The 17,072-nt window shown below is 35.7% G+C and carries 14 protein-coding genes and 1 tRNA gene; 5 read left to right on the plus strand and 10 right to left on the minus strand.

The genetic code is table 11. From position 1 onward, the window contains the following. Nucleotides 1-23: 23 nt before the first annotated feature. The 3 genes from A9G10_RS02800 to A9G10_RS02810 form a co-directional block, all read right to left on the minus strand. Nucleotides 24-500 (minus strand): toxin-activating lysine-acyltransferase, encoded by a 477-nt coding sequence (locus A9G10_RS02800; protein ID WP_065558165.1) that lies wholly within the window; start codon nucleotides 498-500, stop codon nucleotides 24-26. A 425-nt stretch (nucleotides 501-925) separates the two neighbouring features. Beyond that, nucleotides 926-3,076, minus strand: coding sequence for a phosphate acetyltransferase (pta, locus tag A9G10_RS02805; RefSeq protein WP_065558166.1), 2,151 nt, complete (start codon nucleotides 3,074-3,076; stop codon nucleotides 926-928). A gap of 69 nt (nucleotides 3,077-3,145) precedes the next feature. Next, a complete protein-coding gene (locus A9G10_RS02810) occupies nucleotides 3,146-4,351 on the minus strand; it encodes an acetate kinase (protein ID WP_065558167.1) in 1,206 nt (401 codons plus the stop codon). Nucleotides 4,352-4,545: 194 nt separating this feature from the next. Between A9G10_RS02810 and yfbV the strand changes: the two genes are divergently transcribed. The 3 genes from yfbV (at nucleotide 4,546) to cysK (ending at nucleotide 6,727) form a co-directional block, all read left to right on the plus strand. Continuing rightward, nucleotides 4,546-5,001 carry a terminus macrodomain insulation protein YfbV gene (gene yfbV / locus A9G10_RS02815; RefSeq protein ID WP_065558168.1) on the plus strand — a complete coding sequence of 152 codons (456 nt, stop codon included), beginning with the start codon at nucleotides 4,546-4,548 and terminating at the stop codon, nucleotides 4,999-5,001. Nucleotides 5,002-5,012: 11 nt separating this feature from the next. Next, nucleotides 5,013-5,525 carry a primosomal replication protein PriC gene (priC, locus tag A9G10_RS02820; protein WP_065558169.1) on the plus strand — a complete coding sequence of 171 codons (513 nt, stop codon included), beginning with the start codon at nucleotides 5,013-5,015 and terminating at the stop codon, nucleotides 5,523-5,525. A gap of 236 nt (nucleotides 5,526-5,761) precedes the next feature. Next, a complete protein-coding gene (cysK, locus tag A9G10_RS02825) occupies nucleotides 5,762-6,727 on the plus strand; it encodes a cysteine synthase A (protein WP_065558170.1) in 966 nt (321 codons plus the stop codon). 84 nt (nucleotides 6,728-6,811) lie between these two features. On the opposite strand, the gene ruvB is transcribed toward cysK, so the two are convergent. The 7 genes from ruvB to recQ all read right to left on the minus strand — a co-directional run bounded on the left by ruvB (nucleotide 6,812) and on the right by recQ (nucleotide 16,009). Further along, complete coding sequence (gene ruvB / locus A9G10_RS02830) at nucleotides 6,812-7,813, minus strand: Holliday junction branch migration DNA helicase RuvB (RefSeq protein ID WP_065558171.1); 1,002 nt, start codon at nucleotides 7,811-7,813, stop codon at nucleotides 6,812-6,814. Between the two features lie 14 nt (nucleotides 7,814-7,827). Then, nucleotides 7,828-8,436 (minus strand): Holliday junction branch migration protein RuvA, encoded by a 609-nt coding sequence (gene ruvA / locus A9G10_RS02835; protein WP_065558172.1) that lies wholly within the window; start codon nucleotides 8,434-8,436, stop codon nucleotides 7,828-7,830. 265 nt (nucleotides 8,437-8,701) lie between these two features. Then, entirely contained in the window at nucleotides 8,702-9,040 is a 339-nt protein-coding gene (locus tag A9G10_RS02840) for a YbaB/EbfC family nucleoid-associated protein (protein ID WP_065558173.1), read from the minus strand. Nucleotides 9,041-9,073: 33 nt separating this feature from the next. After that, nucleotides 9,074-11,206 carry a DNA polymerase III subunit gamma/tau gene (gene dnaX / locus A9G10_RS02845; protein WP_065558174.1) on the minus strand — a complete coding sequence of 711 codons (2,133 nt, stop codon included), beginning with the start codon at nucleotides 11,204-11,206 and terminating at the stop codon, nucleotides 9,074-9,076. A gap of 310 nt (nucleotides 11,207-11,516) precedes the next feature. After that, nucleotides 11,517-12,695 (minus strand): M20 family metallopeptidase, encoded by a 1,179-nt coding sequence (locus A9G10_RS02850; protein ID WP_065558175.1) that lies wholly within the window; start codon nucleotides 12,693-12,695, stop codon nucleotides 11,517-11,519. Nucleotides 12,696-12,839: 144 nt separating this feature from the next. Next, a complete protein-coding gene (locus A9G10_RS02855) occupies nucleotides 12,840-14,063 on the minus strand; it encodes a hypothetical protein (RefSeq protein WP_065558178.1) in 1,224 nt (407 codons plus the stop codon). A gap of 116 nt (nucleotides 14,064-14,179) precedes the next feature. Then, nucleotides 14,180-16,009 carry a DNA helicase RecQ gene (recQ, locus tag A9G10_RS02860; protein WP_065558176.1) on the minus strand — a complete coding sequence of 610 codons (1,830 nt, stop codon included), beginning with the start codon at nucleotides 16,007-16,009 and terminating at the stop codon, nucleotides 14,180-14,182. Nucleotides 16,010-16,244: 235 nt separating this feature from the next. On the opposite strand from recQ, the gene A9G10_RS02865 reads away from it, so the two are divergent. Both A9G10_RS02865 and A9G10_RS02870 read left to right on the plus strand, forming a co-directional pair. After that, a tRNA-Val gene (locus tag A9G10_RS02865) sits at nucleotides 16,245-16,321 on the plus strand. Nucleotides 16,322-16,561: 240 nt separating this feature from the next. Next, the coding region (locus A9G10_RS02870) for an N-terminal phage integrase SAM-like domain-containing protein (RefSeq protein WP_257006716.1) at nucleotides 16,562-17,072 on the plus strand (511 nt) is incomplete at its 3' end.

Genomic DNA, 17,072 nt, shown 5'->3' on the forward strand with positions numbered 1-17,072 from the left:
AGATTTAAACTGCATATTAATGATTAGCACTGAACTTTTTTAACGACTGTTTCTGTTTTTGACTTGTGATAGCCAAAAAAACAAAGATTATTTTTGAGGGCTTTTTTTCCTAACGATTTGGTTAACAACACATCATGCAGTCCAAATGGGCAAAAAAAAGATAATATCCACAAGCGTGTAGATTCCATGGGCTGATTGCATTGAACAAAGTTGATATAAGGCTTTTTTTTATCTAAATAGAGTTGCTCTTGTTCTCGATTGAGATAAGCCCAATTTAAATAACCTAACGGTTGGTTATTGTGAATAAATAGAGCAAAATTTTTAGAATGGATAATAGGTAATAAAGTAGTTAAAGCAGAGTTTAATTCCGCTTTTTTGTATTCAGGGTTTCGATTCCATAACCAGATCATTGCCCCTAATACCTCAGCTTCATTCCATGAGGTATCATGATATAAACTCGGCGCGATAACTCTAATCAAGTCTTGCTCAAGACTTTTCATATATCTTTACCTTTGTTAACATTTACATACAATTGTATTACAGAAAAGCTAAAAATTCATCAATTAATTTTTTATAAAAAAATAATTAAGATTGATAATCTATTCAAAGCATTAATTAATTTTTAATCAGTTATGGGATGAAAAGTGAATTGAAATTTTTTTGTTAAAACTGCATGAATTATCTTAGAATTGTTTTTATATTTTTTTTCTGTCTCTACTCCCTTTTTATATCGTAAAATTCAATTTAAAAAAACTGAGTGCTGATTCTTATCATAGTAAATTGAAGCACTTTTTTGACCAATCCAATAATTTTGATGAAAATTTAGCGTTATTGGAATCGATAAAAAAACATGTGGTAAAAATCGATGCATATAAAAAAAGGTGATGTTACTCACCTCTTTTTATATTGAAATAACCGCTATAAATTAGTTATTTGCATTTTGTTCTTGCGCTGATTGGATCGCCGTTAATGCAATGGTATAAACGATATCATCCACTAATGCACCACGAGACAAGTCATTAACTGGTTTACGCATACCTTGAAGCATAGGACCAATTGAAACAAGATCAGCTGAACGTTGTACGGCTTTATAAGTCGTGTTACCCGTATTAAGATCTGGGAAGATAAATACGGTTGCTTTACCTGCAACTTGAGAATTAGGTGCTTTCGATTTAGCCACATCTGGCATGACAGCCGCATCATATTGTAAAGGCCCATCGATCATCAGATCTGGACGTTTTTCTTGAGCAATTCGGGTTGCTTCTTTCACTTTTTCAACATCAGCACCTTGACCTGAACTACCGGTTGAATAAGAGATCATTGCAACTCTTGGTTCAATTCCAAATGCAATAGCTGTATCAGCTGATTGAATCGCAATTTCAGCCAGTTCTTGCGCATTCGGATCTGGATTAATTGCACAGTCACCGTAAATGTATACTTGGTCAGGCATTAACATAAAGAATACCGAAGAAACTAAAGAGCTACCTGGTGCTGTTTTAATTAATTGCAATGGTGGACGAATTGTATTCGCCGTCGTATGTACTGCACCAGACACTAAACCGTCAACTTCGTTTGCTTCAAGCATCATGGTTCCAAGCACAACGTTATCAGCCAATTGTTCTCTCGCAATCACTTCGGTCATGCCTTTATTTTTACGTAATTCAACTAAACGCGGTACATATTTTTCACGAATATTTTCAGGATCGACAATTTCAACACCTTCACCTAATGTCACTCCTTGTGAAGCAGCAACTTTACGTACATCATCTGGGTTACCAATTAACACACATTTTGCAATACCACGCTCCGCACAAATAGCAGCTGCTTTAACTGTTCTTGGTTCATCACCTTCCGGTAATACCACCACTTTTTTCGCATTACGTGCAAGTTCAGTTAATTGATAACGGAATGCAGGAGGCGATAAGCGACGAACAGAATTAACTATTTGATTTAGCGATTTGATCCAATTGCTATCAATATGGTCAGCAACAAAGTTTTGCGTGTTTTCCATGCGCTCTTTATCATCAACAGGAATTTCTAAATTAAACTGTTGTAAACTGATTGAAGTTTGGAATGTATTGGTTTTTACCGTAAATACCGGTAAACCTGTATCAAATGCAGGTTGGCATAATTTATAAATTTTTTCGTCGATCTCATAACCACCTGTTAATAATACCCCTCCAATTGCTACACCATTCATTGCGGCTAAACTGATTGCAACTAAAACATCAACACGGTCAGCTGATGTGACAAGTAATGCATTTGGTTGTAAATGGTTAACAATATTTGGCACACTGCGAGAACAGAATGAGATGTGTTTTATACGACGGTTTTTGATCTCACCTTCATTAATGATTTTTGCATCGAAATGTTTGGCGATATCAATTGCACGACAGGCACTTAAATCCATGTTCCAAGGAATGCAGCCAAGTACCGGTAAAGGGCTGTGCGCATTTAAATCATCGATTGTGATTTTTTTATCATCAAATTTTGGAGTATGATAAATTTCTGCCACATCTGGACGTGCAAGGCTTTGTTCTTCAACGGGTGCATTCACTTTATTGACAATAACACCTACAATTTTTTCATTTTTAATACCACCAAAATTAGAACGTGCAATTTCGATTCGTTCTTTTAATTGTTCTGGGGTATCTTTACCCATATTAACAACAAAAATAATCTCAGCACCTAATGTTTTAGCAATATTATTATTTAGTTCGTTAGCAAAAGGATAATCACTGGTAGGCACAATACCTTCAACTAAAACAACATCAGCCCCTTTAGTATTTTCAGCATAAAGCGCTACAATTTCTTCCATTAATACATCTTGTTGATTTAAACCTAGTAGATTTTCAACATGGCTCATTTTAAGTGGTTTTAATGCTGGTATAGATGTGTTACTACTCACTAAAGTGGTGGTGTTATCAGGTGCATCTCCACCTGCTCTTGGTTGAGCAACAGGTTTGAATACATTTAAGTTAATTCCTTGACGCTCCATTGCTCGAATAACACCAAGACTCACACCTGTTAACCCGACGTTGGTTCCGGTTGGGATTAGCATAATAGTACGAGACATAATCAATTTCCTCTTAATTCTTTATAAAATATAAAAACAAACCGCCATAAAGGCGGTTTTATTTGTCTTTTAAGCTGTTAGGCGTGCAGCATCTTGAGCAATGACAAGTTCTTCATTTGTAGGAATAACCATTGCAATTGCTGAACCATCTTTAGTGATTGTGCCACCTTTACCAAAACGTGCAGCTAGATTGCGTTCTTGGTCAAGTTCAAATCCTAAAATTGATAATTTTTGAAGCGCCATACGACGAACTTCTTCTGCATTTTCACCGATACCACCTGTAAAGATAATCGCATCTAAACGACCGTCTAATAACATTGCATATCCACCAATGTATTTGACTAAACGATGAACAAATACATCTAGGGCATTTTTCGCATTTTCATCAGTATCATAGTGATCTGTCACATAACGGCAATCGCTACTTACACCTGTTAAACCTAATAAACCTGATTTTTTGTTTAACAAGTTATTGATATCAGCAACAGACATTTTTAAGTTGTCGTGTAAGAAGAACATAATTGCAGGGTCGATATCACCACTACGAGTCCCCATGACTAAACCTTCTAACGGCGTTAGACCCATTGAAGTTTCAACACATTTACCATTTTTAACCGCTGTGATTGAAGCACCGTTACCTAAGTGACACGTGATCACATTGGTTTGATCAACCGGTTTATTTAATAATTTTGCAGCTTCACGGCTAACATAGTAATGACTTGTACCATGAGCACCGTAACGACGAACACCATGTTTGGTGTATAATTCGTTAGGAATTGCATATAAATAAGCTTCTTTTGGCATGGTTGTATGGAATGCCGTATCAAACACAGCCACATTTTTATTTTTTAAATGAGGAAATGCTGCAAATGCTTCACGAATACCGATTAGATGCGCTGGATTATGTAATGGTGCAAATGCCGCTGCTTCTTCAATTCCTTTTAGAACAGAATCATCAATTACAACTGATTGCGTGTATTTTTCGCCACCGTGAACAATTCGATGCCCAATAGATTTAATACTATCTAATAATTCTGGTTTTTGTGGGAAGATGCTATTAACAATAAATTTAATTGCTTCGCTATGTGCAGCTCCTGCGCCTAAAGATGCTTCGTTTTTACTTCCATCAAGTTTCCACTTAATACGTGCATCAGGAAGATTAAAACATTCAGCTAACCCAGATAAAAATTCATCGCCATTTTCAGGATTGATAATAGCAAATTTTAAAGATGAGCTTCCGCAATTTAGAACAAGAACATTGTTACTTGACGACATAGTAATTCCTATAAATTGAATAAAAAGATATATACCAATCAAAATTGGTAACTCTACACATGATTTAATAATCGATGTGAATATACAAGGTGACTTCTGATATTCTGCATTTTGAGATAAAATAAAGAAAGCCCCTAATTTGGATGGCACTATTTTAAGACAATAATAGGTGAATGTCGAGGAATCACAAATTTATGAATTTAGTTAAGGCATTTAAGACTGGTCAACGATATATGGAACTTTGTCCAAAAGATAAAGTGCTTTCGTATTCATTTCCGGAATTAAAAATCATAAACCACATAAAAACCGCGAAAAAGTATTTACCACCAATAATTATTGCGTTAGCTGTTTGGCAATATTATATGCCAGCACAATTAGCCGTGACCATTATCGCAATCTTGTTTGCGTTAAGTTTACCCCTTAAGGGGATCTGTTGGTTAGGCAAGCGTTCACAATCTCCATTACCACTCAATTTAGTTGATTGCTATAATCATATTCAATCAAAACTAATTGAAAAAAAGATTTTGGTAGAAAATAAAGAAACGAACGAAAAATTAACCTTTGAATCATTTATGAAGCTGATAACTTTATCAAAAAAGCATTTTGGCAATTACTTTGCTCAAGATGATAGTTCACAAACTTACGATTAAGATCAAAATTAATGCAGAAACAGCTGGCGTCACTAAAAAAACAAATTGATATACTTGAACACCAAGTCAATATATCTGAACAACAAAATTATCAAGAACACTATTTTGATGAACACTTATTTAATACGACTAAAATCAATACGGATAACGCTTTTTATTTAGAAAAAATCAAACATACTTATCAAGATTTAGTCAATAATGTGATAAGTCAAAAAGATGAACAAATTATCTTTTTGTCTGAAATGTTAGTTAATCAAATCACCGCCCTCACCCGTGAATTAGCAACGCATCAACTTCGTAAAAAAGAGGAATCTAAACTTTCATTTCAAGAAACACTCTATGAAAAACATTGTCGTCATTTAGATTATTTACGTCGATTGCAAGAAATGAAATATGAGTTATTGCTTTCTGCTGAGTCAATCGATCCAATCAAGATTGCGACACTGGATAACCGTATTTATCGGTGTGAACAAGCGATCAAAAACATTGAACAGGAGTTAGAAACGGAAAGCGGTATTTATTAAAAAAATGCCAATGCAAACAGGATGATTATTGTTGACTTCGATGAAGTTTTTAAATGGTCGCTTAATCAACGTATAGATTTATTGCATAATTCCTTTGAACAAAGATATAGCTAAAATGCATAATGTTATAATGAATAATTAGTATCATCTTTTTAAGTTCTATTTATAATAATAACTATTATTAGCGATAATGTTCCACTGCTATCCCTCTCTAATATTTTAATAAGGATTCATTCATGGGTAAGATATTTGATGATAATTCTCAAACTATTGGTTATACACCACTTGTTCGTTTAAAGCATTTTGGTCATGGTAATATTTTAGCAAAAGTGGAGTCACGCAATCCCAGTTTTAGTGTTAAATGTCGTATCGCTTCAAATATGATTTGGGATGCGGAGAAGCGTGGTTTATTAACGCCGGAGGTTGAATTGATTGAGCCAACCAGTGGTAACACAGGTATTGCATTAGCAGCCGTTGCCGCAGCGCGTGGTTATAAATTAACGTTAACCATGCCTGAAAGCATGAGCATTGAGCGACGAAAATTGTTGAAAGCATTAGGCGCAAATTTAGTTCTAACAGAAGCGACAAAAGGAATGAAAGGCGCCATTGAAAAGGCTGAAGAAATGGTAGCTAGTAATCCCAAACGCAATATTATGCTACAACAATTTAGCAATCCAGCCAATCCCGAAATTCATGAAAAAACAACAGGCCCTGAAATTTGGCTTGATACTGATGGAAAGATAGATATTTTTGTCGCAGGGGTTGGAACAGGCGGTACATTCACAGGCGTAACACGTTACCTTAAAAATACCCAAGGTCAAAATATTACAGCGGTTGCGGTCGAACCAAGCCAATCACCTGTAATCACTCAAGCACTTGCTGGCGAACCGCTTAAACCGGGGCCACATAAAATTCAAGGTATCGGAGCGGGTTTTATTCCGGCTAATCTTGATTTGAGTTTAATTGATTTAGTGGAAAAAGTATCGAATGAAGAAGCCATCGAAACTGCGCGCATTTTGATGGAAAAGGAAGGAATTTTGGCGGGAATCTCTTCAGGAGCAGCAGTTTTTGCCGCTGATAGATTGGCTAACTTACCAGAGAATCGCAATAAAACCATTGTGGTAATATTACCTTCATCGGGTGAACGTTATTTAAGTACTGACTTATTTAGCGGGATTTTTACCGAAAAAGAATTAGGGTGATTTAGAATTAAAGATACCGTCATTTGACGGTATTTAATCCACTTTATTTACAAATCTATTAATAATTTAAAATGATTAAAATTATTATTCGTGAATAATGCCAAAATGCCGATAAGCATGCGGTGTTGCGATTCTGCCCCTTGGTGTTCTTTGAATATAACCTTGTTGAATTAAAAATGGCTCGAGCACATCTTCAATTGTTTCTCGCTCTTCGCCAATTGCAGCAGCAATATTATCTAAACCAACCGGACCACCCATAAATTTTTCAATAATCGCTAGCAGTAATTTACGATCCATGTAATCAAAGCCTTCATTATCGACATCGAGCATATCGAGTGCTTGGGTTGCTATTTTTTCATCGATAATACCTTTTGATTTTACATCAGCATAATCTCTAACCCGACGTAACAAACGATTAGCTATTCGCGGGGTACCTCGTGAACGTTTAGCAATTAAATGAGCCCCTTCACAGGATAAATCCATACCCAAAAATTTTGCACTTCGACTAACAATATATTCCAGATCTTCAACACGATAAAATTCAAGACGTTGTACAATTCCAAAGCGATCACGTAATGGCGATGTTAATGAACCAGCTCTTGTTGTCGCACCAATAAGGGTAAACGGCGGAAGATCAATTTTTATTGAACGCGCAGCAGGGCCTTCACCTATCATAATGTCTAGTTGATAATCTTCCATTGCCGGATATAAGATTTCTTCAACAACTGGCGATAATCGATGAATTTCATCGATAAAAAGGACATCATTAGGCTCTAAATTAGTTAACATGGCAGCAAGATCACCCGCTTTTTCTAAAACTGGGCCAGAGGTAGTACGCAAATTAACACCCATCTCATTAGCAACTATGTTGGCTAAGGTCGTTTTACCCAGCCCAGGAGGGCCAAAGATAAGCACATGATCGAGTGCATCACTACGCTGTTTTGCGGCTTGAATAAAAATTTTCATTTGCTCACGCACATGAGGTTGCCCGATATATTCATCCAAATACTTTGGACGAATTGCACGATCTAGAGACTCTTCTTCTTTTTGAGCTTGTGGAGCTATTAAACGATCCGCTTCAATCATAATGCTTACCTATTTTATAACGCTGATTTTAATGCTTCACGTATAAGCGTTTCACAATCCATTTCAGGCTTGATAACTTTACTGATTATACGGCTTGCCTCTTGTGGCTTATAGCCTAAAGCAATAAGGGCGGAAACAGCTTCACTTTCGATTTGATTTGAGGATTTTTTGATATTGCCAGTTTCAACAATGGTCATTGAATCAGATAATTCTTCACCAAAGCGTTTAACACGATCTTTCATTTCCACAATTAATCGTTCTGCCGTTTTAGTCCCCACTCCCGGTAATTTAACCAGCGTTTTGATTTCACCTTGTTCAACCGCCACGATAAATTGTTGAGCCGACATTCCTGATAATATTGCCAATGCTAATTTTGGTCCAACGCCATTCACTTTGATCAATTCACGAAACAATTCGCGTTCTTGTTCATGATTAAATCCATATAATAATTGGGCATCTTCACGAACAATCAGATGTGTTAAAACGATAACTTCTTGACCATTGTTGGGTAATTCATAAAAACAGGTCATGGGCATAAAAACATTGTAACCGACACCGCCCACATCAATAAGCACTTTGGGTGGCTGTTTTTCAATAATGATTCCGCGTAAACGACCTATCACAATTAATCCTTAATATTGAGTGTTATCAGATTCATCAATGACATGTAATAATAAAAAAAAGAATAATTACGCTATCAAATACACTATTAATGAGTAAAGTATATGTTGTCATTGATATCGAGTGTATAAACTATTGTTGTTTAGTTTACCTGATGAAATTGAAATAATAAAGAAAAACTGTATAAATAGACAGGCAATAAAAGGAAAAATTTTGCCGACCAATTCGGCAAAATAGTGAGTAGAAACAGATGATAATTTGTTTATATTAAAAAGGCATTTTGAAACCTGGTGGTAATTGCATTCCACCTGTAACTTGAGCCATACGCTCTTTTTGAGCTTCATCTAGTCGGCGAGTTGCATCATTAAAAGCTGCTGCAATAAGATCTTCTAACATCTCTTTGTCATCTTCATTCAATAATGACGAATCTAACTCAACTCGTTTACAGTTATGGGCGCCATTAATGGTAACTTTAACAATACCTGCACCCGACTCTCCTGTTACTTCTAATTTGGCGATTTCTTCTTGTGCTTGCTGCATTTTTGCTTGCATTTGCTGGGCTTGTTTCATTAAATTACCCAAACCGCCTTTTCCACCTGAAAACATAATTATTCCTCGTTAAATATATTTAGTCCATAATTATACAGGACGAATACTTGTTTCATCAATCTTGGCTTCAAAATATTGGCAGATCATTGCCACTTTTGGATCTTGATTAATTGTCACTTTAGCTTGCGCAAGTTTTTGTTGATAAAGGTCTTCACGCATTTCTGAAGGTGTTTTAATGTTTTGGTTATCATCAATGATAACGTTAATTTTTAAAGGTTTTTGTCGATAACTCGACATCGCTTTTTCTAATTTTGAAATATTTGCTGATGAATTTACGAGATGTTTTACTGCCGATCGCAAATGTAAAACGATATTTTCATCATCAACTTGTTCAATATAGCTGTTTATCGCAATTTGGTTAATTAAAGGCGCAATATCCAATTTCTCAATCTCGGCACACCATGCATCTTTTTGCGCCATTTCATCAATTAATTTTTTCATCATTTCGGGTGTTTTATCACCATTTAATGATTCACGAAAGCTTTTCGTATCAATGATTAACTCATCTTTGGTTTCAATCAGTCCACACGCCTGCCATTGATAATTTTCTGCGGTAATTTGCTCCTCATTCTCATCGGACTTAGTTAAGTTATTTTCATTTGACTCTAGGTGTGAAGGCTTGTCTGTGTCATGACCCAATGATACATTGATACTCGCCTGAATTGGTTGATTTTTTTCAACCAGTTCAGACTTTTTTTTATTTTGTTCCTCTTGTATTAATTGCATCCGCATTTCTAAAATACTTTTCGTCATTGAAGAGACATCATCTGGGATCGGCATATCGTGTTTAGCCGGTTGTTGCTGATTATTTTGAGAGTGTTTTATATTAGATTGTGCGTAACTCTCAATACGTGATGTCTTTTCTAACTCATCTTGTTGAAAATTGTGCACTGATTGTGGTGTGCCAGATACTGATTTTTGATGAATATCAGTCACGGGCGGTACATGACTCATCGAGTCAGATGTAGTGTTTGATATGTCACTCTTACTAGCTGATGATTGAATAGGTAAAGGCTTTGATGGCTGCGGTACCTGAACCGTTGGCTTTGTATTTGACACTAACGTATTGTTATCATTAGTTTTGGGTTGAAAAGCTAATGCTCTTAGAAAGCTCATTTCAACACCTATTTTTTTATCGGGTGAATAGGCTAAATCTTTTCGCCCCATTAATAATATTTGATAAAATAACTGAATATCATTTGGCGCAATGTATTGAGCTAAAAAGCGTATTCGTTCTTCATTATCGGTATAATCACCTAACGCTGTTGGTACAATTTGTAATAAAGCGATTTGATGCAAAAGCGTGATGGTTTCAGACAATAAATTATCCCAATCCACCCCTTGTGTTGCAGCTGCTTCAATTTGTTGCATCAAAGCATTGCCATCATTTTGATAAAGCGCCTCAACCAATAAAAAAGGAATTGTTTTATCCAGTGTCCCTAACATAACGCTGACTGATTGCGCATCAACAACACCATTACCTAAGGCAATAGCCTGGTCGGTTAAACTTAAGGCGTCTCGCATACTCCCATTAGCCGCTTTGGCTAATAATTGAATCGCCTTCGGTTCAGATTCAATTTTTTCAAGTTGTAAAATGTGAGAAAGCTGTTCCGATATGAGCGAAGTATCAAGTACATTTAAATGTAAATGTAAACAGCGTGATAATATGGTGATCGGTAACTTTTGTGGATCGGTTGTTGCCAACAGAAATTTGACATGTTCTGGCGGTTCTTCTAATGTTTTTAGCAAGGCATTAAAACTGCTGCGAGATAACATGTGCACTTCGTCAATCAAATAGACTTTAAAGCGCCCTTTAGTTGGCAAGTATTGGATGTTATCTAATATTTCACGTGTATCTTCAACTTTAGTTCGTGAAGCGGCATCAATTTCTAAAAGATCGACAAATCTGCCTTGCTCAATATCACGGCAATTATCACATACTCCACAAGGCGTGGCAGTAATCCCACTTTCGCAGTTTAAACCTTTAGCAAGTAAGCGAGCAATGGAAGTTTTTCCAACACCACGCGTGCCTGAAAATAGATAAGCATGATGAACCCGACCTAGCGAAAGTGCATTTGATAGAATTTTGAGGACATGCTGTTGCCCTACTACTTCAGTAAATGATTTTGGTCGCCATTTGCGTGCCAGAACTTGATAACTCATATTCACCATTGCGTATAACTAATCAATTTGGTATCAATAATATCATAAAGCGTAAAATTAGTCTTTAAGATGACAATAAACTATTTACAATTGCTTTATTTAGTGTTGGTCGATGTGATATGTATTATCAATCTTGTTTACGTAGATAGTTTTTAATAAGAAATTAACGATAAGAATAAACTGAATTTAGCGTATTTGGATATAGAGTATATATTTGCATTAATACAAATTAAATGGAGTGGAAAATTTGAATATTGTCTGGATAAATCTCAACCATTATTTCAATTCCATAATGGTTGATTATTCATATTTATTGTTGATTCAAATATGACCAAGCATATTGTGCGTAAAATTCTGCGCCCATAGTCATGCCGTCTTCATCAACATTAAAACAACCATGGTGATGTGGCCACTGTGTATCTTTTTCAGGATTACCCGACCCCACTAATGCAAATGCACCGGGAATGTTTTCAGTATAAAAACTGAAATCTTCACCGCCAGTTGTTGGTGGCTCAAAATAAAGGGCTTGTTCACCAAACGATTCTACGATGACTTTCTGTGCTAAAAGCGCAGATTGTTCATCATTAATGACGGGTAAAGTGCCATAAATGTATTCTACTTCAGCCGTTGCACGATACATTGCAGCAACTTGATTGGCATAACGGCGAATAGCATCTTCAATTTTATTTCGCACTTCAACACTAAAACAGCGAACCGTACCTTCTAAAACCGCATTTTCCGCAATGACATTAAAACGAGTGCCGACATCCATTTTTCCTATAGTGACCACCGCAGGGGTAAGCGGAGACACTTCGCGTGAGACAATCGATTGTATGTTCATCACAAATGAAGATGCCACCATGACAGCATCAATCGTGTCGTGAGGCATCGAGCCATGCCCGCCTTTTCCTTTGAATCGGACAGTGAGCAAATCGGCAGAAGCAAAACTTGAACCTACCACACAGGATACTTTTCCGACAGGCGTTTGTGACCAGATATGCATACCAAAGGCTGTATCCACATCATCTAATACACCTTGTTTTATCATGCCTTTTGCACCTTGTGCGATCTCTTCAGCCGGCTGAAAAACCAGTCTCACATTACCCTTTAGTTGATCACGTATTGCATAAAGCGCTTTTGCCGCAGTCAATAGCATGGCTGCATGGGTATCATGTCCGCAAGCATGCATCTTACCGTCTATGGTTGATTTATAATCAATATTGTCACTTAACTCTTGCACCGGTAACGCATCGATATCAGCTCTTAATAAAATTCTTTTACCTGGTTTTCCGCCTTTGATATCAGCAATAATACCGGTTGGCTCAGTACGACGATAAGGGATGCCTATTTTATCGAGCTGCTCCGCTATTTTATCCGTCGTTCTGAACTCTTCCCACGGTAATTCTGGGTGACGATGTAAATCACGGCGAAAAGCGACCATTTCTTTTATATTTTGTTGTACTATCTTTTTGATATCTTGATTTATCATTTTACTACCTTTGTTCTTGTTATTTAGTCCATCAAAATTAATGCGTTTGATAATGAAAACATATTAAGAAGATAGTTAGAAAAACTGTTCTTAAATCTTGTTATCCGATTAGTTGTCATCAAATTTGTAGACATTTATCATTTACTATGTTGCAGGTGCAACTATCATATTGACCATAAAGCCTGCTAAAACAACCGACACAATGGTTACTGAAATAAATCCACCAATCAACATTGGTGCTAACATATGACGAGTAAGAACCTCTTTTTCTTTTTCATTTTTGGTTAAATTATTAATCACTTCATTGGTAATAATATAATCAGCAGGAAACCCATAGAGTGCTGTCAACGCTATTGAAAACGCCATTTCTCGACTAACGTTTAGCATTTTTCCAGCAATAAGTGAAAAGATAAACATACCAAGTACCGCCGCTAATATAAAGACAACCAGAGGCGTGATTAATCTGACTAACATTTCAGGTGTAGCTTGACTTAATGTGTCAAAAATAAACAGCATAAGCCCCATGACCGCTAAACCAAAACCGCCCGCTTTTTTTAAAGGATGACGTTCAAGAAAGCCACAGGACGCTGCAATCACACCAAATAATAGACAAAGTACAAATGGACTTATGCTGATAATAGGATCCAATACTTTTGCCACGTAATAAGCAAAAAATCCAATAATCGCAATTCGTAGAAAAATAAAATACGTCGTGTTATAACTTGCTGAAAACATCGCAAACATTTTTGGCATTGGATGTTCATCACTAGACTCGGTTTCTTGCTTATTCGATGTAGACTTAGGATCATTTGAGGTATTCCATGTACCGTCATGATACTGTTTAAGCACCCTGCGTCCTTCACGTTTAAGCATAATTGAAGTGAGAGGATAACCAATAAAACCTTGCATGACATAAATAATAATGGCGAACACGGCAAGATCTTGCAAACCGGCCTTCGCTGCACCACCAGCCATTATAATAGCGGAAACAATCCCACCAACTAAAGGCGGAATCGCAACAATAACTGTGTTGTAGTCAAAAAATAAGTATCCAATGATCACAACTACAATGATGATTCCAACAATACCTGACAGTGAAATAACGATAGTTTTCCATTGACGCAGTAACTCTTTAACTGAAAGCAAAGTTCCCATGTTAACGACTAACAGATACATAAACATGACAGCAACAACTTTAGGTATTCCTGCTCGAGCGACAATATCTTTTGGGAAAAAAGTGAAGTAACCTGCTAAGAAAAGCACGGCACAAACAAAAACTGACGGCACCCATGCTTTGGTTCGTATAGATACGATATCGCCTAAATAAAGAATTAGTAGCAATAATACTAATGCAAGCATTTGAGACATATCATTCATTGTTGACATAAAAAGCTCCATTTTATTAATTGTTAATTATTTAACTTTTCCTGTTGGATCATACAAATAATTATCATGCTAAGTTTATTTTTTAAATTGTTTCAAAATTATATATTGTTAATCATATATTCTTTAATTTTATCAAGAAAAAGATTGCCATATTTTTCTAATTTAATTTTACCAACGCCAGTAATATTGAGTAATTGTTGTTTACTCTCAGGCATCGTTTGTACCATTTCGAGTAATGTTGCATCACTAAAAATAATATAGGGTGGAACATCTTCACTATCGGCAATGTCTTTACGTAATTTTTTAAGATATCCAAATAAAATACGCTCTTCATAAGATAAGATAGTGGTTAAATTTATTGCTCTTGCATAACGATTTAAACGGCTTTTCTTCACAATTTCAAGTCGTGGTTTAGCCAAGGATAATGCAATTTCACCTTTCAATATTTGGCGTGCACGCTCTGTTAATTGAAGGGTATTATACGCAGCAATATTTTGTATCAGATAGCCATGATAAATTAATTGCCTTATTACATGAAGCCAATAGTCGATAGAGTGCTCTTTCCCAATACCATAAACAGACAAACGATCATGTCTATTTTCTTTTATTTTCGATCGGTTTGATCCTCGTAAAACTTCTGCAATATATTGCGCACCATAGCGCTGCTCAACACGATATATACAAGATAATACTTTTTGCGCATCCACTAAACCATCATAATGTTCAGGAGGATAAAGGCATATATCGCAGTTATTACAAGGTTCGTGTCGTTGTTCACCAAAATAGTTGAGTAAAACGATACGACGGCAAGTTAAACTTTGGGCAAATGATTGCATTGCATCGATTTTATGGAATTCAACATCTTTATGTTGCCCTTCCATTTTTTCACTAATCTGTTGTCGGTACCAGCTCAGATCATTGGCATTAAACAGTAGCATTACTTCAGCAGGTACACCGTCACGCCCTGCTCGCCCGGTTTCTTGATAGTAAGCCTCGATACTGCGTGGACAATCGGCATGAACAACAAAACGGACATTCGGTTTATTGATCCCCATACCAAAAGCAACGGTTGCAACAATAATTTGAATATCATCTTTCAAAAAAGCTTCTTGTGCTTGTTGGCGTTGTTGATTAGTCAGTCCTGCATGATAAGCAGCCACAGAAAATCCCCGTGCAGCAAGTTTAGTAGTCATATCTTCTACTTTTGAACGACTGGCGCAATAAATAATGCCACTATTCCCTTTTTGGGTTTCAATGAATGAGACAATTTGGTCGGTTAAATTATATTTTTCGACAACAGTATAACGGATATTTGGACGATCAAAGCTACGAACAACAACTAAAGGATCCACTAAATTTAACTGGGTAATAATATCCGTTTGAGTCATTTTATCGGCAGTTGCGGTTAAAGCAACTATCGGTACACCAGGAAAACGAGCTGAAAGTTGTCCCAATTGCCGATAATCAGGTCTAAAATCATGCCCCCACTGTGAAATACAATGTGCTTCATCAATCGCGATTAAAGACGGTGGATTTTGTTCGATTAAACTTTGAAAATACGATAATGCCAATCTTTCTGGTGAAATATATAAAAGCTTAATAGAATGATTAAGGTATTGTTCTATGACATTTTGCTGTTCGGATGACGATTGAGAACCATTTAGATAAGCAGCAGAAATACCATTTGCGGCTAATTGATCTACCTGATCTTTCATCAATGAAATTAAGGGGGAAATTACAATTGCGGTTTTAGGTAGGATTACAGCGGGTATTTGATAACATAACGACTTTCCGCCACCAGTAGGAATAATAATTAAAGTGTCACGCCCATCAATAATTGATTCGATAATCTCTTTTTGTTGATTTCGGAAAGATTTATAACCAAAAACATTATGCAAAACTGTATCAATCTGATCTTTTATCGACATGCTAACCTAAAAATAAATCACTGCTGTTAATTTATCGAGTATAGCTAAAATTAAAGCAACAAACCACCTTGAACTGATATTTGTTTTCAATTTAGATTTGTTATAGTGATAAAAACTAACAAATTCTGTGTTTTTTATAGTCAAAAATGTTCAACAGCTGAAAAAACAATCAAAAAATAATTTTTTTACTTGCTTGGAATCAATTTGGAAGCTAATATTTGCGTGTTTCAAATTTACGCCCGTAGCTCAGTTGGTTAGAGCATCACCTTGACATGGTGGGGGTCAGTGGTTCGAGTCCACCCGGGCGTACCATCATAATTTTAATGAATGTGTATCAAAACAATAAGTTCCAATATCCTTAACTAATCGTTTTTTCGAATTTTCACATCACAAAGTTTTTATTTAACTAAAATTATTCAAAATAAAATATAGATATGAAGTTCTAAACTCAAAAAATTAAAAAATATCAACTGTTAAATATTGTAGTATAAATTAATTATTGAATTCACATTGAGTATCTAAATTTAATATCTCAATTTGCTAGCTAATTCAATGTATTTAGCGCAGAATATTCCATTTAAAGAATGGTATGCTATGTTTTTTCTATCTAAATTATTTCAATCTTCAAATTCAAAATTAGTTAATAACTGGCTTGATAACTATCTAGATATTCTATTAAAACGTAATTTAAAACCTAAAACTATCGAAATAAAAAAATATTTAATCAAAGTTATCAGACAAAACATTGGAAAAAGACCTTTAGCAAAAATCACACCTCAAGATATTGCTCAACTCATTAAGATTTATACTGATCAAGATAAAGCACCATCAGCGAAATGTATGTATCATTTACTCAAAGATATATTTAGAGAAGCTTATGCTCAAGGCTGGAATGATAAAAATCCAACTGATCCAATAAAATGCCCAAAAGTTACAGTAAAACGATCTCGAATGACATTAAATGAGTTTAAAAAAATATTAAATGAAGCTGACAAAACGGGAAATAAAACGTTACATGATGCAATGATGTTAGCCATAGTAACGGGTCAACGTCGTTCTGATA

Source organism: Gilliamella sp. wkB308 (assembly GCF_001690185.1).
GTDB lineage: Bacteria > Pseudomonadota > Gammaproteobacteria > Enterobacterales > Orbaceae > Gilliamella > Gilliamella apicola_I.

Coding starts and splice junctions, on each gene's coding strand:
- A9G10_RS02800 (WP_065558165.1), bottom strand. CDS start 500: ATGAAAAGTCTTGAGCAAGACTTGATTAGAGTTATCGCGCCGAGTTTA.
- pta (WP_065558166.1), bottom strand. CDS start 3,076: ATGTCTCGTACTATTATGCTAATCCCAACCGGAACCAACGTCGGGTTA.
- A9G10_RS02810 (WP_065558167.1), bottom strand. CDS start 4,351: ATGTCGTCAAGTAACAATGTTCTTGTTCTAAATTGCGGAAGCTCATCT.
- yfbV (WP_065558168.1), top strand. CDS start 4,546: ATGAATTTAGTTAAGGCATTTAAGACTGGTCAACGATATATGGAACTT.
- priC (WP_065558169.1), top strand. CDS start 5,013: ATGCAGAAACAGCTGGCGTCACTAAAAAAACAAATTGATATACTTGAA.
- cysK (WP_065558170.1), top strand. CDS start 5,762: ATGGGTAAGATATTTGATGATAATTCTCAAACTATTGGTTATACACCA.
- ruvB (WP_065558171.1), bottom strand. CDS start 7,813: ATGATTGAAGCGGATCGTTTAATAGCTCCACAAGCTCAAAAAGAAGAA.
- A9G10_RS02840 (WP_065558173.1), bottom strand. CDS start 9,040: ATGTTTTCAGGTGGAAAAGGCGGTTTGGGTAATTTAATGAAACAAGCC.
- dnaX (WP_065558174.1), bottom strand. CDS start 11,206: ATGAGTTATCAAGTTCTGGCACGCAAATGGCGACCAAAATCATTTACT.
- A9G10_RS02850 (WP_065558175.1), bottom strand. CDS start 12,695: ATGATAAATCAAGATATCAAAAAGATAGTACAACAAAATATAAAAGAA.
- A9G10_RS02855 (WP_065558178.1), bottom strand. CDS start 14,063: ATGTCTCAAATGCTTGCATTAGTATTATTGCTACTAATTCTTTATTTA.
- recQ (WP_065558176.1), bottom strand. CDS start 16,009: ATGTCGATAAAAGATCAGATTGATACAGTTTTGCATAATGTTTTTGGT.